We start from the raw sequence: 24,645 nt of genomic DNA, 5'->3' as shown, positions 1-24,645 counted from the left end.
GGCTGGCATCGGGTCAGAGCAGGCAGTCGGCGGCGGTGAGCACCGCGCGGACCTGGTGGGCCAGCTGGTCCTGGACCGGCACCCAGCGGGCGCCGAAGCGGTGGCGCAGCCGGTCCAGGCTCTCGGTGACGATGTCGCGGGCCCGGCCCCGGGCCGCCTCCACCGCCGGACCGCCGGTGTCCGCCAGCAACCGCAGCAGCATCGACGCCACCCGCAGCGGGATCCGGGCCGCGACGATCCCGGCGGTGGTCACCCGGGACACCGTGAGCGGCTCGGCGCACCAGCGGGCCAGCCACTCGTCCGCCACCGGCGGGCAGACCTCCAGGGTGAACCCGGCCGTGCGCACCAGCGCGCCGTACCTCGCCCTGGTGTGCGCGGGCACCTGGGCCAGCAGTCCGGAGAGCTCCTCGGCGCGCTCCCGCAGCGTCCGGGCCGCGGCGCCGACCGCGCGCTCCACCGCCGGGTGCGGGCGGCCGTCGCCGACCGCGTCGACGGCCCACATCGGCACCTCCAGCACGGCCGTCACCCCGCCGTACCGGCGGGCGTACGACCAGGTGGACAGCTCCGGCTCGTCCGGCAGCACCCGCGAGCGGCCGGCGCCGTCGGCCGCGGGCATCAGGTACGTGCCGGGGGACGGGCTGGCCCAGCCGAGCGCGTCGAAGGGGTCGACGTCCAGCGGGAGGCCGGCACGGCGCACCGAGGAGGCGAAGAGCTCGGGCAGCCGTGGCACCGGAGAGGTCAGCTGGATGAAGGCGCCGCCGAAGTCCACCCCGTGCAGCGAGCACTGCAGGAACGGGCGCAGCTCGTCGATCAGGCCCGTCAGCGCCAGGCTCTCCGGCATCGGGGGCCGGCCCGCGTCGGCGGCCGGCAGCAGTTCGGGCTGCTCCTCGAAGGAGGGACGGAAGAAGTGTTCGTAGTGCCGGCGCATGGTGAGCGGTCCGTCCAGCCAGCCCGCGTTGAGCGCGGCGCCGTCCGGGTCCAGGCAGAGCAGCAGGTGCCAGGACAGGCCGGGCCGGGCCTGGCGCGCCAGCAGCACCTCGGCCAGCCGCAGGGCGCCGGCCGTGCCGATCGGCTCGTTGGGGTGCGGGCCGCCGACGACCAGGACCGCGCGCGGGCCCCGGTCGACGGACAGCAGCAGCAGCGGGCGCCCGGCCCGGGACCGGCCCACCTCGCGCAGCCGGCAGCGCTGCGGGTGGCGCAGCGCGAGCCGCCGGGCCGCGGTCTCGGCCTGGGCCACCGTGGGGTAGCGGGCCGGCCGGGTGTCGAGGGGCCGGCAGGGGCGGGCCCGCCGGTCGGTGTCGGTCATGGCTCTCCTAGGGCGTGTCCGCGTGGCTGCCCGGCTGCCAGGCCGTCGGGGCGTGCGGGTGCGCCGCCGGACGCGGTCGGCGGGGCCGGGGACGGGCCCTGAGCGCCGGGGAGGGGGGTCGCCGGGGAGTCGGCGAGGGTCGAGCGTACGGCTCAACTCCCCTGTCCGGAAGGGGTGCAGAGGTCTCTGGCGGAGCCCTGTCAGTACCGCACGGGCCGTCCGGACATGTCAACGGCGGACGGCGTCGGGCGGCGGGCGCGCGCTGCGCGTGCCGGGGCGGCCGGGACCGGGGCCCGCCGCGCCGGAGCACGGCCGGGCGTCCGGGCCGGGCGGGGGCGTGCCCGGGGGTGAGCCAGCGGGCCGTTCCCCGGATTGGGCTACCCTTGAGGGTCACCCCTCCCCGCCGTCGCCTGCCGATGCGCGCGGCACCGAATCACGTCGTAAGGGTTCCTAGTACATGACTGTCGAATCGGTCTTCCCACGCCTGGAGGCCCTCCTCCCGCACGTCCAGAAGCCGATCCAGTACGTCGGCGGCGAGCTCAACTCGACCGTCAAGGACTGGGACGCCTGCGACGTCCGTTGGGCGCTGATGTACCCCGACGCCTACGAGGTCGGCCTGCCCAACCAGGGCGTCATGATCCTCTACGAGGTGCTCAACGAGCGCGAGGGCGTGCTGGCCGAGCGCACCTACAGCGTCTGGCCGGACCTCGAGGCGTTGATGCGCGAGCACGACGTCCCGCAGTTCACCGTGGACGCGCACCGCCCGGTGAAGGCCTTCGACGTGTTCGGCCTGTCGTTCTCCACCGAGCTCGGCTACACCAACATGCTGACCGCGCTCGACCTGGCCGGCATCCCGCTGGAGGCCAAGGACCGCACCGACGAGGACCCGATCGTCCTGGCCGGCGGCCACGCCGCGTTCAACCCCGAGCCGATCGCGGACTTCATCGACTGCGCGGTGGTCGGTGACGGCGAGCAGGCCGTGCTCGACATCACCGGGCTCGTCCGCGGCTGGAAGGCCGAGGGCCGCCCGGGCGGGCGCGACGAGCTGCTGCTGCGCCTGGCCCGCACCGGCGGGGTGTACGTGCCGAAGTTCTACGACGTGGAGTACCTGGCCGACGGCCGGATCGGCCGCGTCGTGCCGAACGCCCCGGGCGTGCCGTGGCGGGTGTCCAAGCACACCGTGATGGACCTCGACGAGTGGCCCTACCCGAAGCAGCCGCTCGTCCCGCTCGCGGAGACGGTGCACGAGCGGATGTCCGTGGAGATCTTCCGCGGCTGCACCCGCGGCTGCCGCTTCTGCCAGGCCGGCATGATCACGCGCCCCGTGCGGGAGCGAAGCATCACCGGCATCGGCGAGATGGTCGAGCGCGGGCTGAAGGCGACCGGCTTCGAGGAGGTGGGCCTGCTCTCGCTGTCCAGCGCCGACCACACCGAGATCGGCGACATCGCCAAGGGCCTGGCCGACCGCTACAGCGACGACAAGATCGGCCTGTCGCTGCCGTCCACCCGCGTCGACGCCTTCAACATCGACCTCGCCAACGAGCTGTCCCGCAACGGCCGCCGCTCGGGCCTCACCTTCGCCCCCGAGGGCGGCAGTGAGCGGATGCGCAAGGTGATCAACAAGATGGTGTCGGAGGAGGACCTGATCCGCACCGTCGCCACCGCCTACGGCAACGGCTGGCGCCAGGTGAAGCTGTACTTCATGTGCGGCCTGCCCACCGAGACCGACGAGGACGTGCTCCAGATCGGCGAGATGGCGAAGAACGTCATCCAGAAGGGCCGCGAGGTCACCGGCCAGAACGACATCCGCTGCACCGTCTCCATCGGCGGGTTCGTGCCCAAGCCGCACACCCCGTTCCAGTGGGCCCCGCAGCTGTCCGCCGAGGCCACCGACGCCCGCCTGGCCAAGCTGCGCGACTCGATCCGCGGCGACCGCAAGTACGGCAAGAACATCGGCTACCGCTACCACGACGGCAAGCCCGGCATCGTCGAGGGCCTGCTGTCGCGCGGCGACCGCCGCATCGGCGCCGTCATCCGCGCCGTCTACGAGGACGGCGGCCGCTTCGACGGCTGGCGCGAGCACTTCTCCTACGACCGCTGGATGGCCTCCGCCGAGAAGGGCCTGGCCAGCACCGGCGTCGACGTCGACTGGTACACCACCCGCGAGCGTACCTACGAGGAGGTGCTGCCCTGGGACCACCTGGACAGCGGCCTCGACAAGGACTGGCTCTGGGAGGACTGGCAGGACGCCCTGGAGGAGGTCGAGGTCGACGACTGCCGCTGGACGCCGTGCTTCGACTGCGGCGTGTGCCCGCAGATGGACACGGCCATACAAATCGGCCCGACGGGCAAGAAGATGCTTCCGCTGACGGTCGTCAACGCCGCTGGCCAGCAGAAATAGCCCGAAGCATGGGTGACACGGTCAGCGAGCTGTGTGACTTCCTTCACGGCCTTCCGGAGGGTGAGCGGGAGTTCGTTCTGGGCGCGCTCGGCATGATGCGCGCCCCGGGCGCCCCCGCCCACCACAGGGAGGCCCGGCAAGGCGGCCAGAGGACCCCTCTGCCCGCCGCCCGGAGTGCCCCGGGCATCGAGTCCTCGATCGAGTGGGTCTGAGAAGTCACAGGAGGCCCCCCTAGGGCTCTCTCAGGCCTTTCCGAGGCGGAGATCGACAGAAGCCCTCTGGCGTCGCTAGGGGGCTTCTGCGTGGCGCTCCTGGGGCCACATCGTCGCATCCCTGACGCTCACAACCACCTCAGGATTGTCCTCGCAGGCCGGACCGCGCAGGTTCGGTGCCTCTCAGCGCCTCAGCAAAAGCACGTTGATCGAACGTCTACACGCGCCTGGTGGACTCGGAGCACTGACCCCTTCGAGGTACTGGAGGTCCATCGTGATCAAGCGTGTAGTAGTCGGCGTGGCAGCAGCCGCGCTGTTCAGCTTGGGCACTGGTGTGGCGCTTGCAAACGCGGGCACGGAGAGCGCGGCACCCGGTTCGGCTAGCACGTCGGTTGCCTGGGTGTGCTCGACGTGTCACTACGCCAACACCGCCGCGTCCGGGTGGAAGGGCGACGCCAACGACGCTTCCGTCCAGGGCATCGTGGAGGCTTGGATCGGCCATGAGGAGCACCGCGCACTGGCGTCCGAACACTGGGGAGGCGACGCCGAGGGCGCAACAGTCCTGCCGACGCTGAAGCCCGAGACAACTCACTACCACGCTGCTGCATTTCCTTCGGAGGGGGAGGTGTGCGGGTGAGGCTGCCCGGGCTGATTCGATAAGCACCGAGAAGGCATTCGGTAGTAAAGCAAACTGCCCGGCCAGGCCCCTACGGCTGGCGGGGCACCTCCGCGGCCCGAGGGTCCCTCAGAGCCTCCTCAGGACGTCCTCGCAGGCCGGACGGCGCCGGGCCTCTCCGGCCGGTCATGGGAGTGCCCCATGGGGCCGGTGTCCTTCCCGCGGAGAGTCCAGGGCCCTCGGACCTCGGGGTCCCGGCCGGCGGCGTGCACCAGGAGCACCGCGGACTCGTCGCCCTCCGGGCTCTCTGCCTGGGCCTGGTCGAGCTCGTAGAGGATCATGATCTCTGCCATGCTTCGGTGGTGCGGCACGGCGTTCCATGCACGTTGGGCCCTGACTCTCAAGGCGGAAAAGGGCCAAGCCGGATGGCCTGGCCCTTCAATGTGTCCTGGGACCAATCAGCAGAGCCGGCTATGTGGCCGCCGTCGCGTCACCCAGAGCGGGCATGGTCACACGTAGGTCGGTACGTAGTTCCAGCAGTAAGCCGTGTTGCCATCCTGCCACTGCTGGAGCGAGGAGCCGGTGTCCGGTCCGACAATTCCATCGGGAGTTGACCCGATCCTGCTCTGGTAGTCCTTGATCTTGCTGAGGGTGTCGTTTCCGAAGACCCCGTCGGGGTTCAGGATGTTAATTGTCGGGCCATCTATTCGGACCTTCCAGTTGTTATACAGCAACTGAACGCACTTAACCGCCGGGCCGCTGTCGCCATATTGGATGTAGGGAACCCCCGGCTTGGCACTCGCTGACGAGGTGCCCGCCACCAGTAGTGCGGCAGCGCATGCGGCCACTATTCCGCCGCGGAGTGACGACTTCATCTGAACCTCCTGAAAAATTTGCACCACAAGATCACGCCGAAGGTGACTCCGACGTGGGCTGACCCTACTAGGGGCAGGTGTCGAAAAGTAGTCAGGGAGCTTCCGCCAGCAGTCAGTTACAGCGTCTCACGGCGCTGACCTGGGATTTGAGACATGGCTAGCCACCTCAGTTGAGACGTCCCACAAAGCCTGCCTGGGCCTGGTCCAGCTCAAGGAGCACGATGACCCCCGCCATGGTCCGAATGTGCAGGACTGCACGGATGGCCGCATTTTGATTTTCACTGGGTCCGGCCGATGTCTAGTCCGGTTATGTACTCGCTGCGTACGCTCGAAGCCAACTGCTCGTTGGCACGAGAGCCCGGGGGAGACGATGGCTCGCGAGGCAAGTCCTGGCCAGCTCATCGGGTGCCCGCGTGGCCTCGGTATCCACTTCCGAGCGATACCCGGTTGTTCTCAGCTACTCCCCATGAGTGACAGGTGTGCGGCGGCCGACTTGGACAGGCTCTCCAGGATGGCTTTGCCCTTCTCGGCCGTACCGAGTGACGGGCGGCCGATGATGCCGTTCTCGGTGTAGCCGGCCATGCCCAGGGTCAGGAGGTGGGGACGCTCCGGGGCGTCGTGGTCGTCGCCCTCGATGCCGTCGCGGACGAGGTGGGGAGCGCCGTGGAGGAGCAGGGACACTTCCAACTCGCCGCCGTGCATGTCCTCGGCACCTGAGCTCTCCAGGGCGGCCGCTTCGCGGGCCTGGTGCCAGTCCTCCCGAACGGGAAAGAGGGCGACGCGCGGGCTGTCGGTGTTGGCCTCCTGGACGACGTTCGAGAGGACGTAGTTGCCGCCGTGGCCGTTCACGATCAGGAGGCCGGGGACCCCGGACGCCTGGAGGGACTTCCATGTGTCGTTGATCACGGCGTAGAGCGTCGCGGCGCTGATGCTGACGGTGCCCGGCATGTGGGCGTGCTCGTGGGAACAGGACAGCGTGATGGGCGGCAGGAGGAACAGGTCGTAGTCGGCGGCGATCCGCTGGGCGATCAGGCTGGCGACGACGGTGTCCGTGGTGAGCGGCAAGTGGTCGCCGTGCTGCTCGAAGCTGCCGACTGGCAGCACGGCGACCTTGGCGCCGCGCCGGCGTTCGTCTGCGGAGGTGGCGGCCGTGATCAGTGCGTCCGTGGGCCCAGCCTCTCTCATCAGGTCGTCAGCGGTCGAGAGGGTTCGCCGTGCTCATCAGGGTCAAACGACCGGTGAACATGGCTACTTCGGGTATAGCGTGCCAGCGCTGAAGGGCCTTTCCAGCTGCGGACAGCTCGGACATCGTCCGGGCGGACTCGGTGTCGATGGCGATCGAGAGGGCTCGGCCGGCTGCGGCGGCGGCCTGTTCCGGCTCGCCGGACACGGCGTAGGCGCGTGCAAGCCGTGAGAGGTACACGCCCTGGTCGTTGCGGTAGATCGGCGGCAGGGATCGGAGTTCCGCCTCGAACATGCCCACGGCGGTGCGCGGGTCGCCGAAGTCGATCAGGCAGTTCGCACGCTGCATCTCGATGTAGGTCGGCGTGCAGTACGCCAGATCCAGCGCCTCGTCCGCGTGAGAGTCGTCCGGTACGGCGGCGAGTTCGTGGGCCTCGTCGAACTTTGCCTCGGCGAAGCGCGGGTTGCCCATGAGGGCATGGCCCTGGGCCTCCTGCTGTGCGGCCAGAGCCCGGATGCGGCGCGTGGCGCCGACCGAACGTTGGGCGGCTCGGGCGAGACTCACGGCCTTCTGGGCATTGCGCTGGGCGGTGGCCTGGTTGCTCTTCCGGAAGAGCACGTAAGCGGCCATGACGTCGTCGCCGCTCTCTTGGGCCCATTCCATAGCGCGGTCTGACCAATAGAGGGCCTCGTTGAAGTCCCCCAGGTCCTGGTTCAGCCAGCCAGGAACTCGGCGGTGCGGGCGCCGATCGTCAGGAGTTCGTCCCGGGCACGGCCGCCCGTGCTCTGCTGGAGGCGGTCGAGCAGTTCGACGTGTCGGGTCACCGCGTCGAGCGCATGACGGGAGCCGAGCAGGTTGGCGGCCTTGCAGTGGCTGGGCATGACCGTGCGCAGGTGGGCGACGAGGAACTCCGGGTCGATCGGCGCACGGAGGTCCTGGCTGCCGGCGGTCGGCGCCGGAGCGTGGCATCGAGGCTGTGTCGGTGCGCTCATGCAGTCCATTCCCGTGGACGGAACCCGGCTGGGCACGATGACCTGCATCGTCGCCCCGGAGGTGCGGATCGCGAACCGTGAGACCGGGGAGGTGAGGAAGGACCGTGAGGGGCAGACCGTGTACACGGTCGGTGTCGCGGTACGGCAGGACGGCCGGCGGGCCTCGATCATCGAGATCAGCGCGTCCGGCGAACCGGTCGGCGTCGTGGAGGGCGTGCGGGTGCACGTCACCGGCCTGACCGCCTTCTCGTGGGCGATGGGGGACCGGCACGGCCTGTCCTTCCGCGCTGACACGATCACCCCCGTCCCCGTCCCCGCTCCCGCGTCGGCCTCGCCTAAGGGTGGTGATGCCTGATGAGCACCGTCACCCGCGCGCGGCTCCGGCGTCTGCTGTGTGAGCTCGGTGACCTGGCCGACGAGGTCAGCCCGTTCGCCGCCGACAGCAGCGGCGCGCAGCTGTTCGACCAGATCGCGACCCTCGCCGCCAAGGCCGCCGGCCAGGCCCGTGATCTGGAGACCGAGGCCCACAACACCGCGATGGAGAACGGGGGCCGGCCGTGATCCTCGCCCAGCTCCTCTGGGTGCCTGCTGGCCACGGTGCTCATCCTGCTCGCCACGGCCCCGGGGCTGCGGCGCAGCTACCCCTACATCTGGTGGTGCGTGCTCGGCTACCCGGTCACCGTGATCCGGGTCCGGCTCACCTGGCGTCGGCTGACAACGAACCTCGGCCTCGCGGTGGCCAAGCGTCCCGGGCGGGCGTTGCTCGGCGACCTGGTGGTGAGGGGTGATCCCCTCAAGCCGGTTCCGCCCCGCCTGGGCGTGCCGAAGCTGTGGCGTGGTGGCCTGGACGTGGCGGTGCGGATGCACCCGGGGCAGGTGCCGGACCACTTCCTGTCCGCCGTGGAGGCGCTGACGCACGCCTGGCGGGTTCACGCGGTCCGGCTGTTCTCGGACGAGCGCGGGTTCGTGACCCTGTCGGCTCTGGCCTGGGACCCGCTGTGGGCGCCGGTCGTGCCGTACCAGTTGAAGCAGCGCGTGTTGCGGGCGGTGGTTGGGCTGCTGGAGGACGGCCGGGCCTGGGTGATCGACTTCCGGCGCGCGCCGCACTGGCTGATCGTCGGCGCGACCCGCTCGGGCAAGTCCACCCTGATCGCCTCCCTGGTGAAGGAACTTGCCCCGCAGCGGGTCGCCCTGTTCGGCATCGACCTCAAGGGCGGCATTGAGCTCTCGCTGTTCGAGGACCGCTTGTCGGCGCTGGCGTCCACCCGGGCCGAGGCGGCGAGGCTCCTGGCCGAACTGGTCGCTGAGACTGAGGCGCGGATGCAGTTGTGCCGATCGGTCGGGGCCCGGTCGATCTGGGACCTGCCCGCCAAGGCCCGGGTGCTGCCTGTCGTCCTGATCGTCGACGAGGTCGCGGAGCTGTACCTGATGGCCACGTGGGAGGACAAGGCAGAGGTCGGCGAGATCTCCACGAACCTCCTGCGCCTGTCCCAGCTCGGCGCGGCCCTCGGAGTCCACCTGATTATCGCGGGGCAACGCGTCGGCTCGGACCTCGGCCCCGGGGTCACGGCCCTGCGGGCGCAGTTGGCCGGCCGGGTCTGCCACCGGGTGAGCGACGCGGGGACGGCGGAGATGGTGCTGGGCGACCTCAACAAGAACGCCTTGGAGGCAGCACAACGGATCACCCTCGCCGAACAGGGCGTCGCCATCACCGCCGACACCGACGGTCGGTGGACCCGGGCCCGCTCCATCCACGTCACTCCCGACCAGGCTCGTCCCCCCGGCCGAGCCACCGCACACATGGCTCGGCCGGGGCCCGGCGACCCCTGGCCCTGGAGACACCCACCATGACCCGTAACAACCCCTACACCGACCCCACCGCACGCCGCGCCCTCCTCGACCGGGAGGCGCGGATGCGCCAACTTCCTCTCATTGAGCGAGACTTGGTCCGCCTCGGCGAGATGCCCGACCTCAACCGCTGGCTCGACCAGATCCGCGCCACCGGCGGCTGCGCCCAACCGATCTACCTCACCGGCAGCACCACCACCCTCGACGCCGAGACCCGCGAGGTCCTGCGCCACTACTCGACCGGCACCGAACCCGGCGGCCGGCTCCCGATCCGCTGCCGCAACCGCCGGGCCACCCGCTGCGCACCCTGCTCCCGCGAGCACAGCGGCGACACCTTCCACGTGGTCCGCTCCGGCCTCATCGGCGGCAAGGGCGTCCCCGACACCGTGCGGACGCACCCGCGTCTGTTCGTCACCCTGACCGCGCCTTCGTTCGGCCCGGTCCACCGCGCCGACGACTGCCACCCCGCCCGGCGCCGACGCTGCGAACACGGCGGCCACCACGGCTGCGGCCGAACCCACCCCGACACGGACCCGCTCATCGGACAGCCGCTCTGCGCCGACTGCTACGACTACCCCGGCCACATCCTGTGGAACGTCATGGCCCCGGCGTTATGGAAGGCCTTCCGCGACAACCTCTACCACCACATCGCCGCAGGGGCTGGCATAGGCCGGACGCAGGTGCGCACCCTGGTTCGGGTCTCGGCCACCAAGGTCGCCGAGTACCAGAAGCGCGGCGCCGTCCACTTCCACGCCGTCATCCGCTTTGACGGGCCCGACGGACCCACATCGCCACCCCCGCCCTGGGCCACCCCGGACCTCCTCCTGGAGACGGTCCACTCCGCGGCTTCCGCCGTCGCGCTGCCGTGCCCCGACTCGGAGGCTTACAGCGGCGGACGGCTCAGCTTTGGTACTCAGCTCGACGCGCATCCCCTCACCAACGGGGACGGCGGACGGCTCACGGACGACGCGGTAGCCGCCTACGTCGCCAAATACACCAGCAAGAGCGCCGAAACCGCCGGGGCCGCCGACCGCCGCATCACGTCGCTGGCAGAGATACGGACGCTGCGCGTCAACCCGCACGTCAGGGCCCTCATCGCCACCGCCTGGCGCCTCGGGGGCCTGCCCGAACTGCGCCACCTACGCCTGCGCACCTGGGCCCACATGCTCGGATACCGCGGCCACTGCCTCACCAAGACCCGCGCCTACTCCACCACCTACGGCCAACTCCGTGCCGCCCGTGCCGAACATGCCCGCGCCGTCGCCGCCGGCCGGGACCTGTACGCCGACTGGGACACCGGGACGACGGTCGACGCCGCATGGCGCTTCGTCGGGTCCGGTCACAGTCCGGGGGAAGCGCTCATCGCTGCGGGTATCGCGGAGGACCTTACGACCAACCGTGAGGTGGCCCGCGACGCCGCGGGGCTCTCTGACCGGCGCCGGGAAGTGCCGTGACGGTTCGTCCCGCCACGCCGGGCACGACCCCTCTGGCGGGAAGCTCTGCCGAGCGGGCTTCGGAGCAAGCGCGCGCGCCGGTCATCAGGAGCGAGATCGTCATCGTGGACGACGAAGGCAACGAGGAGCCCTACGACCCGACGCGGCACTGACGACGACAGCCCCCGGCTCTGATGTCGGGGGCTGTCGCACGTCTCCTTGTCTGTTCAGATCTTTCCGGCGGAGTGGTCTTCCTTGATGACCAGGCGGTCCCGGTAGTCCTTGGGGATCATGAGCCTCAGCTTCACCTCGGGTGCGCGCTGGCCCTTGATTTTGGTGCGGGTGACCTCGCAGCGGACGCCCACCCTCAGGAGGTCGGCCGACATGGCCTCGATGCCGCCTTCCTCCCAGGTCTGTCGGAACGTCTTGCCGTTGGCCACGTTCACCCACCGGTCTTCCGTGGTCGCGGGGTCGATCTCCCCGAGCTCAGCGATCAGTTTGTCCAGGGTCTCCTCAGCCTGCTCGCGGGTGAATCGGGTCTTCGAGAACCGGCCGCCGGGCTCAAGTTCCTTCATGTAATAGGCGACGGACTCTTCAAGCTGGGCCACCTTCGCGCGGGCCTCGGCGCCTCGCGCGTACTCCCGGACCTGTACAGGCTCGTCGCCGAGGACGGACAGCACGTCACTGACGAGCTTGGCGTTGATCGCATCAGGGTTGGGGGAGCCCAGGCCTCCGGCCTTGCATCCCTGGCACCGCAGGTACGCGTACATCCGGTCTTTGACGCGGTTCCTCTGCACGGTCATGTTCGTCTTGCAGTCGGCGCAGATGAAGACGCCGAGGAACTTCGTAGCGCTGCCCGGCTGCCGCTGAGGCTGGTTCTTGCTGCGCTTGTCGAGGTCGGCCTGGAACTCGTAGAACTCGTCGTCCTCGAAGATCGCCTCGGCGACCCCGATGGGCTTCCCGTTCTTGTCCAGGACGAGCTTGGACCGGCGGACGCCGCCCGTCTTGTCCTCCTCGACGCGGTAGCCCATCAGCGCCGGGTTGCGCAGTTGGCGGCGGAGGGTGGTGGGGGTGAGGCCGTCGCTGGCGAGACCGGCGCGCTTGAGCAGCGTGACCATGCGGCGGGCGGACACGCCGCGGCGGGCCAGGCGCCGGCACCAGTGCAGGGCCTTGTGGGCGTCGGCCTCTATAACAAGGACGACGTTCTCGTCCTCGTCCTCGGCCGTGGTGTAGCCGAAAGCCGGCTTGCCGACGAGCCAGGCGGACTGGGTCTTGGCGTAGTCCCAGAGGCTCGCGACGCGCGTGCTCGTGTTGGTGGCCTCGATCTCCGCGATGCCGCCGATCAGCGTGACCATGATCTTGCCGACCACGGTGGTCAGGTCGATCGAGTCGTGCTTGGAGACCAGGTTCTTCCCGTACTTCAGCGCCCAGTCGATCATCGCGTTCAGGTCGGAGAGCCGGCGGATGAAGCGGTCGAGCTTCCAGAACAGGAGGACGTCGAACTCCGGCGCCCGGTTGTTCAGCCAGTCGCCCAGCTGCTTCCGCTTCCACGGCGGCACCTTCGTCGCGGAGACGTTGAGGTCGCTGGCGACGCCGACGACGCGGCAGCCCCGGTTCAGGGCCTCGCGGCGAAGGTCGAGCTCTTGGCGGACGGGGGAGGTGGTGTCCTCCGTCAGCACGGACAGCCGGACGGAGAGCAGCGCCCGGGGCGCGTCCGCCGGAAGTGCGGCCTCGGCTCTCTTCAGCTCTTCCAACAGGGCCAGATCCGCGGCGGTCCACTCGGCTTCGACCGTGTACGCCTTCTGTTGCGCGCTGCGTGCTGTGCGGGTGCGCTTCGCCATGCCGGTGACCCCTGTCGACAGTTTTAGACCTGTCGCCATTTAGCCTCAGATGGACCTCCAGATCCCACCGGCAAGAAGTTGCTGCCGCTGAGCGTCGTCAACAAGTAGTCCTTTCGCGCGCCGCGACCCCCGGTTGGACCCGTTCCGGCCGGGGGTCGTCGGTGTGCGGCTGACCAGGGGCGGAACGAGGGGGGTGACGGGGCGCGTACCCTTTGAGGTGACAGAGTCCGGACAGCGGCGGCAGCCGCCGCGCCGGACGGGGACAACTGACTAAGGACTGAGCGACCCTGGCACGCCGTACGCCCGACGGTCCGCCGCCCGCGCCCACGGTGCAGCGGATCCGTCTCCGCTACACGAAGCGCGGCCGGCTCCGCTTCACCAGCCACCGCGACTTCCAGCGCGCCTTCGAGCGCGCTCTTCGCCGGTCCGCCGTGCCGATGGCCTATTCGGCCGGCTTCACTCCGCACCCGAAGGTGTCCTACGCCAACGCGGCCCCGACCGGGGTGGCGAGCGAGGCGGAGTACCTGGAGATCGGCCTGGCCGCTCTCCGTGACCCCGAGGAGCTGCGGGCGCAGCTGGACGGGTCGCTGCCGACCGGCCTGGACGTGATCGACGCGGTCGAGGTCCGGACGCCGAACTTCGTGGAGCGCCTGGAAGCCTCCGAGTGGCTGGTCCGGCTGGATGGTGTCGAGCCGCAGGAGGCGGCCCGCGCGGTCGCGGTGTTCCTCGCCGCGGAGCGGGTGGAGGTGGAACGCCTGACCAAGAACGGCGTGCGGGTATTCGACGCGCGCGGTGCGGTGGCGGCGCTCGACGTTCTCCCGCCGCAGGTCGACGGCGGTGCGGACACGGTGGTCGAAGCGGACCGCGATGTTCGGACCGGCCGTCCCTGTGCGATACTGCGCCTGGTAGTACGACACGCCACACCCGCCGTACGACCCGACGACGTATTGTCCGGTCTCCGTGCGACGGCCGACCTGGCGCCGCCGGTCCCCGCAGAGGTGACCAGGCTGGCGCAGGGGCCGCTCGACGAGGGGACCGGCACGGTGACCGACCCGCTGGCGCTCGACCGCGCCGCGGCCCCGGCCGGCTGACCGCCGCCAGGGTTCGCGGGGCCGCGTCCGCCTGACGGGCGGAGGCCGGGTCCAGTGCCTCACTGGACCCGACGGTCCTCCAGGTTCCCGCGGCTCCCCAGGGGAGCGAGCGTCGTCGCAGCACAGGCCGGCCACCTGAGGCCCGCCGACCAGGACGGTCGGTGGGCCCGGGAACCCCGTCCGGGAGCCACCCGGGGTTGGGGAACGGCGCAGCTTGGGAAAACCTCAGAAGACTGGTCAGACCAGAAGACTTTTCGACACCCCACTGAGCGTGGGGCGCCGAGCGAGACTACGAGCCCCTGTGCGGCCTCGCGTCCGCGCGGCGGCACCGTGAAAGGGTCCGGGCCGAGCATCGTCGCGATGCCGGTCGGCCACCGGTGCCGTGCCGTGCCCGGATGTGGAGCCCGGGGGCCTGACGGGAGATCCACCCGCATGCTCGATAACACCGATCCGCAGCAGAACGCGGCAACGGAACAGAACGAGAACGCCGCGAACGGCGGCGAGGGCGCGTCCGCGCCTCCGCGTCGCCGTCGCCGTGCGGTGTCCCGCCCGGCGGGCACCCCGCAGGGCGCGGCCGCCGAGACGGCCGAGACGGTCATCCCGGCCGAGGCGCCGACGGCGGAGACTGCTCCGGCCGTCGCCCCGGAGGCGGCTCCGGCAGCCGAGAAGCCGGTTCGGGCCCGCCGCACCCGCAAGCGCGCCGAGGCCCCCGCCGGGGCGCCGGAGGCGACCCCGAGCGTGGCCGCCGAGGCGCCCGCCGTCGAGAAGACGGCCGAGAAGGCGACCGAGGAGACGGTCGAGAAGGCCGCTGAGCCGGCCGCTGAGAAGGACGAGAAGGCGGAGAAGCCCGTCCGGGCCCGCCGCACCCGCAAGCGCGCCGAGGCCCCCGCCGGGGCGCCGGCCGCCGCTGAGGTCCCGGCCGCTGAGCCGGCCGTCGCGGCGCCCGCCGTCGAGGCCCCCGCCGCCGAGCCGGTCGCCGAGGAGGCCCCCGCGGCTCCGGCCCGCCGGGCCCGTCGTCGCCGCGTGGTCGAGGCCGCGCCGGTCGTCGAGGCCCCGGTCGAGGAGCCGGCCGTCGAGGAGCCCGCCGAGGAGGAGCCGGTCGAGGAGGCCGTGGCCGTCCAGCCCGAGCCGGTCGTCCGGCCCGAGCCGGCCGCCGAGCCGACCCACCGGGTGCGCCGCCGTGCGGTCCGCCCGTCCACCGCGATCTTCCAGGCCCCGGTGTTCCAGGAGCCGGCCCCCTTCGTCGCGCCCGCCGCGCAGCAGCAGCCCGCGACCGCGGCCGCGCCGGCGTCGGCGCCGGTCGAGGCCCCGGCCGCCGAGCGCGAGGAGGACGAGTTCGAGTACAGCGGCGTCGGCCGCCGCCGCCGGGTGCGCACCTCGGTGCGGGTGCAGCCGCCGAGCCGTTCGAAGGCCGCGGAGAAGGCCAAGGCCGCGGAGAAGGCCAAGCCGGCCGAGAAGGCCGTCGAGAAGGCCGCGGTCGTCCAGAAGGCCAAGGTCGTCGAGAAGGCCGCCGAGGCCCCGGTCGAGGCGCCCGCCGTCGAGGCCCCCGTCGCCGGTCCGGAGACCGAGGGCGAGTGGGAGGACGACGGCCGTCCGTCGCGCCGTCGCCGCCGGGGTGGCCGTCGCCGTCGCCGTGGCGAGGCCGAGGAGTTCGAGGCCGAGGTCGTCGAGACCGGGCAGCCCGCCGCCGAGGAGTCGGCCGCGGACGTCGAGGAGGAGGGCGAGGAGGACGACGACCTGGCCGCCGGTCTGTCCTCGTCCCGTCGCCGTCGTCGCCGTCGCCGCCGCAGCGGTGAGGCCGGCGCCGTCGAGGTCGCCGAGACCACCGAGGACGGCGTCCGCACGGTGGTGAAGGTGCGCGAGCCGCGCCGCCGTTCCACCGAGCCGTCCTTCGACCCGGACGAGGTGCAGTCCATCAAGGGCTCGACCCGCCTGGAGGCGAAGAAGCAGCGCCGCCGCGAGGGCCGCGAGCTGGGCCGCCGCCGGGTGCCGATCATCACCGAGGCCGAGTTCCTGGCCCGCCGCGAGTCGGTCGAGCGCGTCATGGTGGTGCGCCAGAACGGCCAGCGGACCCAGATCGGCGTCCTGGAGGACGGCGTGCTGGTCGAGCACTACGTCAACAAGGAGCAGGCCACCTCGTACGTCGGCAACGTCTACCTGGGCAAGGTCCAGAACGTGCTGCCGTCGATGGAGGCCGCCTTCGTCGACATCGGCAAGGGCCGCAACGCCGTGCTGTACGCCGGCGAGGTCAACTTCGGTGCGCTGGGCGGCCACGGCGGCCCGCGCCGGATCGAGTCGGTGCTGAAGTCCGGCCAGTCCGTGCTGGTGCAGGTCTCCAAGGACCCGATCGGCCACAAGGGCGCCCGTCTGACCAGCCAGATCTCGCTGCCCGGCCGCTACCTGGTGTACGTGCCCGAGGGCTCGATGACCGGCATCTCGCGCAAGCTCCCCGAGAACGAGCGCGCCCGGCTGAAGCAGATCCTCAAGAAGATCGTCCCGGACGACGCGGGCGTCATCGTGCGCACCGCCGCCGAGGGCGCCTCCGAGGAGGAGCTGACCCGCGACGTCCAGCGGCTGCAGCAGCAGTGGGAGGACATCCAGAAGAAGGCCGCGACCGGCAACGCCCCCGCGCTGCTGTACGGCGAGCCGGACATGACCGTCCGGGTCGTCCGCGACATCTTCAACGAGGACTTCACCAAGGTCATCGTCTCCGGCGACGAGGCGTGGAGCACCATCCACGACTACGTCTCCAACGTGGCCCCGGACCTCGCCGAGCGGCTCCAGCGGTGGACCTCCGAGGTGGACGTGTTCGCCACCTACCGGATCGACGAGCAGCTGATGAAGGCGCTGGACCGCAAGGTCTGGCTGCCCAGCGGCGGTTCGCTGGTGATCGACCGCACCGAGGCGATGGTCGTCATCGACGTCAACACCGGGAAGTTCGTCGGCCAGGGCGGCAACCTGGAGGAGACGGTCACCCGCAACAACATCGAGGCGGCCGAGGAGATCGTGCGCCAGCTGCGGCTGCGCGACCTCGGCGGCATCATCGTGATCGACTTCATCGACATGGTGCTGGAGTCCAACCGGGACCTGGTGCTGCGCCGCCTGCTGGAGTGCCTGGGACGGGACCGGACCAAGCACCAGGTGGCCGAGGTCACCTCGCTGGGCCTGGTCCAGATGACCCGCAAGCGGGTCGGCCAGGGCCTGCTGGAGTCCTTCTCCGAGTCGTGCGTGCACTGCAACGGTCGCGGCGTGATCGTCCACATGGAGCAGCCGAGCGCCCACGTCCACGCCCCGGCCGTGTCGGCCGAGGCGGCCTCGGGCGGCGGCAAGCGCCGTCGCCGGGGCAAGGGCGGGGCGGTCCAGGAGGAGCCGCAGGCCGTCGAGGTCGAGGTGGCCGAGGCCGTCGTCGAGCTGCCGGCCGAGCCGGTGCGCGAGGAGATCGAGGGCCAGCTGGCCCTGGAGGTCCCGGGTGCCGAGGAGCCGGCCGCGGAGGAGGCCCCGGCCGCCCCGGCGGACCTGGTCGAGATCCCGGCCGCCCCGGCGGCTCCGGCCGGCCGCACCCGCCGCCGCGCGGTGCGCAAGGCGACGGCTCCGGCCGGCGTGCCGGGCGAGGCCGAGATCGTGGTGCTGCAGGCGCGGGCCGACGCGGCCCTGGAGGCGGCCCTGGAGGCCGCCGCCCCGGCTGCCGTGGCCCCCGAGGCCGTGGAGGCCGTGGAGGCCGCCACCGAGGCGCCGGCCGAGCCGGTGGCGGTCGAGGAGGCCGTGGTCGTCGAGGCCGCCGCCCCGGAGGCCGTCGAGGCTCCGGCGGAGGAGGCCGCGGCGACCGGGACCCCGGCCGCCGAGGCCGAGGAACCGGCCGCGGAGGAGGCCCCGGCGCCCAAGAAGCGGGCCGCCCGCAAGACCGCCGCGAAGAAGACCGTCGCCAAGAAGACGACCACGGCGGCCAAGAAGACCACCGCCCGCAAGACCGCGACCAAGCGGACGAGCGCGGCGGCCAAGAAGGCGGCGGCCGCCGAAGGTGATACGGCGGCCGAGTAGTGCCCACGCGCCCGGGGCGGGACTTCTCCCGCCCCGGGCCGTACGGGCCGGTTTGCCCCCGGGGCGGCCGGTCCGTATTCTTGACCACTGGCGTGTCTACGCCACGCTCCCGAGCACATCACCTTCCCGAGGCGCCGCGTTCGCGCGGCACGGGCGGGGAGAGGCCCCTGTGTCCGTACCCAGGTGGCTGGCGTCGGGGGTTCAGACCGAGTAAGGAAAGCAGGTACCGCATGTACGCGATCGTTCGCGCAGGCGGCCGCCAGCACAAGGTCGCCGTCGGCGACGTGCTGGAGATCGACCGTATCGAGGCCAAGCCGGGTGACTCGGTCGAGCTCTCGACCATCCTGATCGTCGACGGCGAGGCCGTCACCTCGGACCCGTGGGTCCTGGCCGGCGTGAAGGCTCACGCCGAGGTGGTCGACCAGACCAAGGGTGACAAGATCGTCATCCTGCGCTACAAGAACAAGACCGGCTACCGCCGTCGCCAGGGTCACCGTCAGAAGCACACCGCGGTGCGCATCACCAGCATCGACTCGGTCAGCAAGTAAGGGGATAGCGAGATATGGCACACAAGAAGGGCGCAAGCTCTACCCGTAACGGCCGTGACTCGAACGCCCAGCGCCTCGGCGTGAAGCGCTTCGGCGGCCAGGTCGTCTCCGCCGGCGAGATCCTCGTCCGCCAGCGCGGCACCCACTTCCACCCGGGTGCGGGCGTCGGTCGCGGTGGCGACGACACGCTGTTCGCGCTGAACGCCGGCGCGGTGCAGTTCGGCACCCGCCGCGGCCGCAAGGTCGTCAACATCGTGGCCGTCGAGGCCTGAGTCACACCAGACTCACAGTGAAGGGTGGGCCGGGATGATCCGGTCCACCCTTCGCGCTTTACGCAGGTAGAAGCAGACTTTCGCACACTGGAGGCACACCATGACCACCTTCGTGGACCGCGTCGAACTTCACGTCGCCGCGGGTAACGGGGGCCACGGCTGCGCCTCCGTGCACCGGGAGAAGTTCAAGCCGCTCGGCGGCCCGGACGGCGGCAACGGCGGGGAGGGCGGCAGCGTCATCCTCACCGTCGACGCGCAGATCACCACCCTGCTCGAGTACCACCACTCGCCCAAGCGCAAGGCCACCAACGGCAAGCCCGGCGCGGGCGGCCACCGCACCGGCGCGGACGGCGAGGACCTCGTCCTGCTGGTGCCGGACGGCACCGTGGTGCTGGACAGGCAGGGCAACGTGCTGGCCGACCTGGTCGGGCACGGCACCAGCTTCGTCGCCGCCCAGGGCGGCCGCGGCGGCCTCGGCAACGCGGCGCTGGCCTCGGCCCGCCGCAAGGCGCCCGGCTTCGCGCTGCTCGGCGAGCCCGGCGAGGCCCGGGACATCGTCATGGAGCTCAAGTCCGTCGCCGACGTGGCCCTGGTGGGCTACCCGAGCGCCGGCAAGTCCTCGCTGATCTCGGTGCTCTCCGCGGCCAAGCCGAAGATCGCGGACTACCCGTTCACCACCCTGATCCCCAACCTCGGCGTGGTCACCGCGGGCGACACCGTCTACACCATCGCCGACGTGCCCGGCCTGATCCCCGGCGCCAGCCAGGGCCGCGGCCTCGGCCTGGAGTTCCTGCGGCACGTCGAGCGCTGCTCGGTGCTGGTGCACGTGCTGGACTGCGCCACCCTGGAGCCCGGCCGCGACCCGCTGACCGACCTGGAGACCATCGAGGCCGAGCTGGCCGAGTACGGCGGCCTGGACGAGCGCCCGCGCCTGGTCGCGCTCAACAAGGTGGACGTGCCGGACGGCCAGGACATCGCCGACCTCACCCGGGAGTCCCTGGAGGAGCGCGGCTACCGGGTGTTCGAGGTCTCCGCGGCCTCCCGCAAGGGCCTGCGCGAGCTGAGCTTCGCGCTGGCGCAGATCGTCGCCGAGGCGCGCGCGGCCAAGCCGGTCGAGGAGTCGACCCGGATCGTGCTGCGCCCCAAGGCCGTTGACGACGCCGGCTTCACCATCACCGAGGAGGACGGCGCCTTCCGCATCCGCGGCACCAAGCCGGAGCGCTGGGTCCGCCAGACCGACTTCTCCAACGACGAGGCCGTCGGCTACCTCGCCGACCGGCTGGCCCGCCTCGGCGTCGAGGACAAGCTGTGGAAGGTCGGGGCGCACGAGGGCGACACCGTCATCATCGGCCCGGACGAGAACGCCGTCGTCTTCGACTGGGAGCCGACCATGGCCGCCGGCGCCGAGATGCTCGGCCGTCGCGGTGAGGACCACCGCTTCGAGAACCCGCGCCCGGCGGTCGACCGCCGCCGCGAGAAGCAGAAGGGCAAGGACGCGGCCGAGGCCGAGTTCCTCGCCTTCGAGGCGCTCTCCAGCGGCCGCCAGGCCTCCATCGAGGGCGACGACGAGGACTGACCGGACGGGCCCCCGGGCCTACCGGCACGAGCGGCCCCCGCCACCCTTCGAGGTGGCGGGGGCCGCTCGCGTGCTCACGGCCGACGGGGCGTCACTTCGTCCAGGAGGCCTGGAGCTTCAGCAGGTCGGTGAGGTCGGTGTAGCCGACCGCGACCGGGGCGGTGCCGGTGGTGGCGATGATGATGCAGCCCTTGGCCTCGACGCCCTTCGTGACGCCCTGGAACTTCGCCCCCGTGCACTTGGGCAGCGGGTTGGCGGCGTTCATGACGTTCAGGCCCTTCTGACCGGTGTTGTCGAAGACGACGAACTTCGAGTCCGGGGCGGTGAAGGAGAGGCTGGCGTCCCCGAGGTTCTTGATGGTGTAGCTCACGTACATCGGGGTGCGGCCCTCCAAACCGGTGGTGGGGACCTTCGCGGCGGTCAGCTCCTGGAGCGAGCCGGCCTCGACACCGGTGACGGTGATCTCCAGCTTGGTGGCGACCTTGGAGGTCTTGTCGGCGAAGTCCACGGTCGCGGGCCGGCCGACCTTCACCGCGGTGGCGGCCGCGGGCACGGCGCCGCCCGCGCCACCGCCCGTGGCACCGGCCGTCCCGGCCCCGGGGGCCGCGCTGGTCGGGGCCGCGGGCGAACCGCCGGTCGCCGCGCCGCCCGTGGCCGAACCGCCGGTCGCGGCCCCGGAGGCGGCGGTGGTCGGCGCCGGCGCCGCGCCGGTGGCGCCGCCCGCCCCGGCCGGGGTGTCCGTGCTGTCCGGACCGCAGGCCGCGAGCGACAGGGCGGTGGCCGCCGCCAGGGCGGCGACGGTCAGCTTGGTGGTGTACGAACGCATGGTGCGCTTTCTCCCGGGCGCGCGGCCGCGAACCGTTGCCGGCCTGCCCAGTGCGGCGCCGCCCCGATGACAGGAACGTCGAAGACGAATGGGTTCAGCGGGCAAGAAGCCGTCCCCCGATCTGGCTTGCGGTCAGGGACCATACCAGCCATCCGGGTTGGCGGCCGGGCTGTGGCGACGCCGTGACCAGGGCGGGTCCAGCCGGTGAAACACCCTGCGGGCGACCTGCGCGGATCGCGTAGATTTCGGGGGTGGCGGCCCCGGGCCGGGCCCGCCGCACCCGCACCACACCGGAAGGGCGTACAGCGAGATGAGCGAGGACTCACTGCGCGAGGAGGTGCTGACCGCGCGGCGGATCGTCGTCAAGGTCGGCTCCTCCTCGCTCACCACGGCGGCCGGCGGCCTGGACGCCGACCGGGTCGACGCCCTGGTGGACGCGCTCGCCAAAGCACGCAGCCGCCCGGAGGCGCCCGAGGTCGTCCTCGTCTCCTCCGGCGCCATCGCCGCCGGGCTCGCCCCGCTCGGCCTGGACCGGCGGCCCAAGGACCTGGCCCGCCAGCAGGCCGCCGCCAGCGTCGGCCAGGGCCTGCTGGTCGCCCGCTACACCGCCTCCTTCGCCCGGTACGGCATCCGGGTCGGCCAGGTGCTGCTCACCGCCGAGGACGCCAGCCGGCGCGCCCACTACCGCAACGCCTACCGCACCCTCGACCAGCTGCTGGCGATGGGGGCGATGCCGATCGTCAACGAGAACGACACTGTCGCCACCGCCGAAATCAAGTTCGGGGACAACGACCGGCTGGCCGCGCTGGTCGCCCATCTGGTCCGGGCCGACCTGCTCGTGCTGCTCTCCGACGTGGACGGCCTCTACGACGGCGACCCGGCCCGCCCCGGCAGCAGCCGGATCGACCGGGTGAGCGGCCCGCACGACCTCGACGGCGTCGAGATCGGCAGCGCGGGCAAGGCCGGCGTCGGCACCGGCGGCATGGTCACCAAGGTCGAGGCGGCCCGGATCGCCACCGGCGCGGGCATCCCGGTGGTGCTCACCGCCGCCAGCCAGGCCGCCGACGCGCTGGCCGGCCGGCCCACCGGCACCCTCTTCCTGCGCACCGGCAGCCGCACCTCCGACCGGATGCTCTGGCTGGCCCACGCGAGCAGCCCGCGCGGCGCCCTGCACCTGGACGCGGGCGCCGTCACGGCCGTCGTCTCCGGCGGCGCCTCGCTGCTGCCCGCCGGGGTCACCAAGGTCGACGGGGAGTTCACCGCGGGTGATCCGGTGGACCTTCTTGCCGAAAACGGCCACATCGTGGCGCGCGGACTGGTCAACTTTGATGCGAGGGAGTTGCCCCGCCTGCTCGGCCGGTCCACCCGCGACCTGGCCCAGGAGTTCGGCGCCGCGTACGAGCGTGAGGTCGTCCACCGCGACGACCTGGTCGTTCTGCGCGGCTGACCGGCCGGTGTGCCGGTGCCGGCCCGCCGGCGGAGTGCGGTCGGTGGACCGCTGCGTACGGGGAGAGGCCCGGCCGCGGGCGAGGAGGGGCGCAGCCGTACCGGTCGGCCGCGGGCCGGCGGGGCCGGTGTGGGGGACGACACGACATCGCCGAACAGGAGGCCGCCGGTGGAACGCAGGCGCGAGGCAGCGCTGACCGCAGGGACGGCGGGCCGGCGGCTGACCAGCATCGACGGCGGCCGCGGGGACGGCCCCGCCGAGCCGGCCGGTCCGCCGCCGCAGGGGCCCGGCGGGGTGCGCGGGCTGCGGCCGCGGCGTGCCGACGCGGGGGAGCCGCCCACCGTGCCCGAGCAGGCCCGGCTCTGGCACGTGGTGCTGAGCGTGTCCGGGCAGGTCACCCCGCTGTCCTCGCTGCGCGCCTCGCTGGAGCGGCTGGCGCACGACCACTCGTTCTTCCTCACCGCCCGGTACGCCGCCGACCACGCCGAGATCCGGTACTGGGAGCAGGCCCGGGACCTGCACGACGCGGCGGCGATCGCGCTGCGGCTGTGGGGCGAGCACAAGGTCACCGCGAACCTGCCGCCGTGGGAGATCGTCGGCCTGGAGGTGGTCGACCGGGCGACGTACCACAAGCGGGTGGCGGAGGGCTTCGGCGATCCGCCGCCGCACCTGGGCGGGGTGCACCCGTACTGAGCGTCCGGACGCCGTCTCACCGGGCGAAATGGCCGCTCGGCGGGCTCGGCGCAGTCGCTACCCTTGGCGCATGACCAGCGACCTCGCCACCGCCGACAGCCCCGTCCTCGCCGTAGCGCGCCGAGCCCGGGAGGCGGCCGCCGCGCTCGCCCCGCTGCCGCGCAAGGCGAAGGACGCCGCGCTGCTGGCGATCGCGGACGCCCTGGTGGCCCGCAGTGCCGAGATCACCGCCGCCAACGCCGAGGACGTGGCCCGGGCCCGCGAGGCCGGCACCGCCGAGTCGGTGATCGACCGGCTGAGCCTCGACGACGAGCGGATCGCCGCGATCGCGTCCGACGTGCGCGACGTCGTCGGCCTGCCCGACCCGGTCGGCGAGGTGCTGCGCGGCTACACGCTGCCCAACGGCCTGGACGTGCGCCAGGTGCGGGTGCCGCTCGGCGTGGTCGGCATCATCTACGAGGCCCGGCCGAACGTCACGGTGGACGCCGCCGCGCTCTGCCTCAAGTCCGGCAACGCGGTGCTGCTGCGCGGCTCCGCCTCCGCCTACCGCTCCAACACCGCGCTGGTCGCCGTCCTGCGGGATGCCGTCGCCGAGGCCGGGCTGCCCGCCGACGCCGTCCAGCTCGTCCCGGGCGAGAGCCGGGACTCCGTCCAGGAGCTGATGCGCGCCCGCGGCCTGGTCGACGTGCTGATCCCGCGCGGCGGTGCCTCGCTGATCCGCACCGTGGTCGAGGGCTCGACCGTGCCGGTGATCGAGACCGGCACCGGCAACTGCCACGTCTACGTGGACGCGCAGACCGACCTGGCGATGGCCGTCGGCATCCTGCTGAACTCCAAGGCGCAGCGGGTCAGCGTCTGCAACGCCGCCGAGACGCTGCTGGTCCACCAGGACGTCGCGGACGCCTTCCTGCCGCTCGCGCTGGCCGCGCTCGCCGAGGCCGGGGTGACCGTGCACGGCGACGACGCGGTGCTCAAGGCCGCCGAGGGCGGTGCCGCGACCGTGGTGCCCGCCACCGACGAGGACTGGGGCGCCGAGTACCTCTCGTACGACCTGGCCGCGGCCGTGGTGCCCTCGCTGGACGCCGCCGTCGAGCACATCCGCCGCTGGTCCTCCGGCCACACCGAGGCGATCGTCACCACCTCGCAGGCCGCCGCCCGTCGCTTCACCCGGCTGGTCGACTCGACCACGGTGGCCGTCAACGCCTCCACCCGCTTCACCGACGGCGGGGAGTTCGGCTTCGGCGCGGAGATCGGCATCTCCACCCAGAAGCTGCACGCCCGTGGCCCGATGGGCCTGCCCGAGCTGACCAGCACCAAGTACATCGTCACTGGTGACGGGCACGTGCGCGGCGAGGCGACGCAGACCGTGGGCGGGGCCGCGGACGCCCGCTGAGCGGGACCCGGGCGGCGGGGCCGGGGCGGCCCGGACCGTCGCGCGTCACACGTG

At 72.1% G+C, this 24,645-nt stretch carries 24 protein-coding genes; 16 read left to right on the top strand and 8 right to left on the bottom strand.

Annotated features, from left to right (window positions below):
* Positions 1-13: 13 nt before the first annotated feature.
* Positions 14-1,306 carry a M14 family zinc carboxypeptidase gene (locus P3T27_RS11420; RefSeq protein ID WP_280677115.1) on the bottom strand — a complete coding sequence of 431 codons (1,293 nt, stop codon included), beginning with the start codon at positions 1,304-1,306 and terminating at the stop codon, positions 14-16.
* A gap of 457 nt (positions 1,307-1,763) precedes the next feature.
* Between P3T27_RS11420 and P3T27_RS11415 the strand changes: the two genes are divergently transcribed.
* The 3 genes from P3T27_RS11415 to P3T27_RS11405 all read left to right on the top strand — a co-directional run bounded on the left by P3T27_RS11415 (position 1,764) and on the right by P3T27_RS11405 (position 4,556).
* The gene (locus P3T27_RS11415) at positions 1,764-3,707 is read left to right on the top strand and encodes a TIGR03960 family B12-binding radical SAM protein (RefSeq protein WP_280677114.1); all 1,944 of its coding nucleotides are present in this window, start codon (positions 1,764-1,766) and stop codon (positions 3,705-3,707) included.
* Between the two features lie 8 nt (positions 3,708-3,715).
* Entirely contained in the window at positions 3,716-3,919 is a 204-nt protein-coding gene (locus P3T27_RS11410) for a hypothetical protein (RefSeq protein ID WP_280677113.1), read from the top strand.
* 274 nt (positions 3,920-4,193) lie between these two features.
* Positions 4,194-4,556, top strand: a complete 363-nt coding sequence (locus P3T27_RS11405) for a hypothetical protein (protein WP_280677112.1) — start codon at positions 4,194-4,196, stop codon at positions 4,554-4,556.
* A 119-nt stretch (positions 4,557-4,675) separates the two neighbouring features.
* Here the strand turns inward: P3T27_RS11405 and P3T27_RS11400 are convergent, their stop codons facing one another.
* The 5 genes from P3T27_RS11400 to P3T27_RS11380 all read right to left on the bottom strand — a co-directional run bounded on the left by P3T27_RS11400 (position 4,676) and on the right by P3T27_RS11380 (position 7,585).
* Entirely contained in the window at positions 4,676-4,888 is a 213-nt protein-coding gene (locus tag P3T27_RS11400) for a hypothetical protein (protein ID WP_280677111.1), read from the bottom strand.
* 156 nt (positions 4,889-5,044) lie between these two features.
* Positions 5,045-5,410 carry a peptidoglycan-binding domain-containing protein gene (locus tag P3T27_RS11395; RefSeq protein ID WP_280677110.1) on the bottom strand — a complete coding sequence of 122 codons (366 nt, stop codon included), beginning with the start codon at positions 5,408-5,410 and terminating at the stop codon, positions 5,045-5,047.
* A gap of 453 nt (positions 5,411-5,863) precedes the next feature.
* Positions 5,864-6,595 (bottom strand): creatininase family protein, encoded by a 732-nt coding sequence (locus tag P3T27_RS11390; RefSeq protein WP_280677109.1) that lies wholly within the window; start codon positions 6,593-6,595, stop codon positions 5,864-5,866.
* 7 nt (positions 6,596-6,602) lie between these two features.
* Entirely contained in the window at positions 6,603-7,223 is a 621-nt protein-coding gene (locus P3T27_RS11385; RefSeq protein ID WP_280677107.1) for a hypothetical protein, read from the bottom strand.
* A gap of 83 nt (positions 7,224-7,306) precedes the next feature.
* Positions 7,307-7,585, bottom strand: a complete 279-nt coding sequence (locus P3T27_RS11380; RefSeq protein WP_280677105.1) for a hypothetical protein — start codon at positions 7,583-7,585, stop codon at positions 7,307-7,309.
* On the opposite strand from P3T27_RS11380, the gene P3T27_RS11375 reads away from it, so the two are divergent.
* Genes P3T27_RS11375 through P3T27_RS11355 form a run of 5 tightly spaced genes read left to right on the top strand, consistent with a single transcriptional unit; the run spans position 7,584 to position 11,039 of the window.
* Positions 7,584-7,940, top strand: coding sequence for a hypothetical protein (locus P3T27_RS11375; RefSeq protein WP_280677103.1), 357 nt, complete (start codon positions 7,584-7,586; stop codon positions 7,938-7,940). The two genes, P3T27_RS11380 and P3T27_RS11375, sit on opposite strands and share 2 nt — an antisense overlap.
* Positions 7,940-8,146, top strand: coding sequence for a hypothetical protein (locus P3T27_RS11370; RefSeq protein WP_280677101.1), 207 nt, complete (start codon positions 7,940-7,942; stop codon positions 8,144-8,146). The genes P3T27_RS11375 and P3T27_RS11370 overlap by 1 nt, the downstream gene beginning before the upstream one ends.
* A gap of 36 nt (positions 8,147-8,182) precedes the next feature.
* Positions 8,183-9,436 carry an FtsK/SpoIIIE domain-containing protein gene (locus P3T27_RS11365; RefSeq protein ID WP_280677099.1) on the top strand — a complete coding sequence of 418 codons (1,254 nt, stop codon included), beginning with the start codon at positions 8,183-8,185 and terminating at the stop codon, positions 9,434-9,436.
* Positions 9,433-10,887, top strand: coding sequence for a replication initiator (locus P3T27_RS11360; RefSeq protein WP_280677097.1), 1,455 nt, complete (start codon positions 9,433-9,435; stop codon positions 10,885-10,887). The genes P3T27_RS11365 and P3T27_RS11360 overlap by 4 nt, the downstream gene beginning before the upstream one ends.
* Positions 10,884-11,039, top strand: coding sequence for a hypothetical protein (locus P3T27_RS11355; protein ID WP_280677095.1), 156 nt, complete (start codon positions 10,884-10,886; stop codon positions 11,037-11,039). Before P3T27_RS11360 ends, P3T27_RS11355 begins: the two co-directional genes overlap by 4 nt.
* Before the next feature lie 54 nt (positions 11,040-11,093).
* Here P3T27_RS11355 and P3T27_RS11350 read toward each other — a convergent pair whose 3' ends face one another.
* On the bottom strand, positions 11,094-12,707 hold the full coding sequence (locus P3T27_RS11350) for a recombinase family protein (protein ID WP_280677093.1): 1,614 nt from the start codon (positions 12,705-12,707) through the stop codon (positions 11,094-11,096).
* A gap of 329 nt (positions 12,708-13,036) precedes the next feature.
* Between P3T27_RS11350 and P3T27_RS11345 the strand changes: the two genes are divergently transcribed.
* From P3T27_RS11345 to obgE, 5 genes are all read left to right on the top strand, one after another.
* Positions 13,037-13,798 (top strand): TIGR03936 family radical SAM-associated protein, encoded by a 762-nt coding sequence (locus tag P3T27_RS11345; RefSeq protein ID WP_280677091.1) that lies wholly within the window; start codon positions 13,037-13,039, stop codon positions 13,796-13,798.
* Between the two features lie 432 nt (positions 13,799-14,230).
* Positions 14,231-17,836: an Rne/Rng family ribonuclease gene (locus P3T27_RS11340; protein WP_280677089.1), complete on the top strand. Its 3,606-nt coding sequence runs from the start codon at positions 14,231-14,233 to the stop codon at positions 17,834-17,836.
* A gap of 230 nt (positions 17,837-18,066) precedes the next feature.
* Complete coding sequence (gene rplU, locus P3T27_RS11335; RefSeq protein ID WP_280677087.1) at positions 18,067-18,384, top strand: 50S ribosomal protein L21; 318 nt, start codon at positions 18,067-18,069, stop codon at positions 18,382-18,384.
* A 14-nt stretch (positions 18,385-18,398) separates the two neighbouring features.
* Positions 18,399-18,656, top strand: coding sequence for a 50S ribosomal protein L27 (rpmA, locus tag P3T27_RS11330; protein WP_280677085.1), 258 nt, complete (start codon positions 18,399-18,401; stop codon positions 18,654-18,656).
* A 100-nt stretch (positions 18,657-18,756) separates the two neighbouring features.
* Positions 18,757-20,232 (top strand): GTPase ObgE, encoded by a 1,476-nt coding sequence (gene obgE / locus P3T27_RS11325; RefSeq protein WP_280677083.1) that lies wholly within the window; start codon positions 18,757-18,759, stop codon positions 20,230-20,232.
* Positions 20,233-20,323: 91 nt separating this feature from the next.
* Here obgE and P3T27_RS11320 read toward each other — a convergent pair whose 3' ends face one another.
* A complete protein-coding gene (locus P3T27_RS11320) occupies positions 20,324-21,058 on the bottom strand; it encodes a hypothetical protein (RefSeq protein WP_280677081.1) in 735 nt (244 codons plus the stop codon).
* Positions 21,059-21,368: 310 nt separating this feature from the next.
* Here P3T27_RS11320 and proB point away from each other — a divergent pair, with 310 nt between their 5' ends.
* The 3 genes from proB to P3T27_RS11305 all read left to right on the top strand — a co-directional run bounded on the left by proB (position 21,369) and on the right by P3T27_RS11305 (position 24,591).
* A complete protein-coding gene (gene proB, locus P3T27_RS11315) occupies positions 21,369-22,505 on the top strand; it encodes a glutamate 5-kinase (protein WP_280677079.1) in 1,137 nt (378 codons plus the stop codon).
* Between the two features lie 168 nt (positions 22,506-22,673).
* Positions 22,674-23,198, top strand: coding sequence for a hypothetical protein (locus P3T27_RS11310; RefSeq protein WP_280677077.1), 525 nt, complete (start codon positions 22,674-22,676; stop codon positions 23,196-23,198).
* Positions 23,199-23,268: 70 nt separating this feature from the next.
* A complete protein-coding gene (locus tag P3T27_RS11305) occupies positions 23,269-24,591 on the top strand; it encodes a glutamate-5-semialdehyde dehydrogenase (RefSeq protein ID WP_280677075.1) in 1,323 nt (440 codons plus the stop codon).
* Positions 24,592-24,645: the final 54 nt, after the last annotated feature.

The organism is Kitasatospora sp. MAA19, from assembly GCF_029894125.1.
Taxonomy (GTDB): Bacteria; Actinomycetota; Actinomycetes; order Streptomycetales; family Streptomycetaceae; genus Kitasatospora.
Note: the sequence above shows the minus strand (reverse complement) of the source record. Positions and strands in the feature narration are given on the sequence as shown.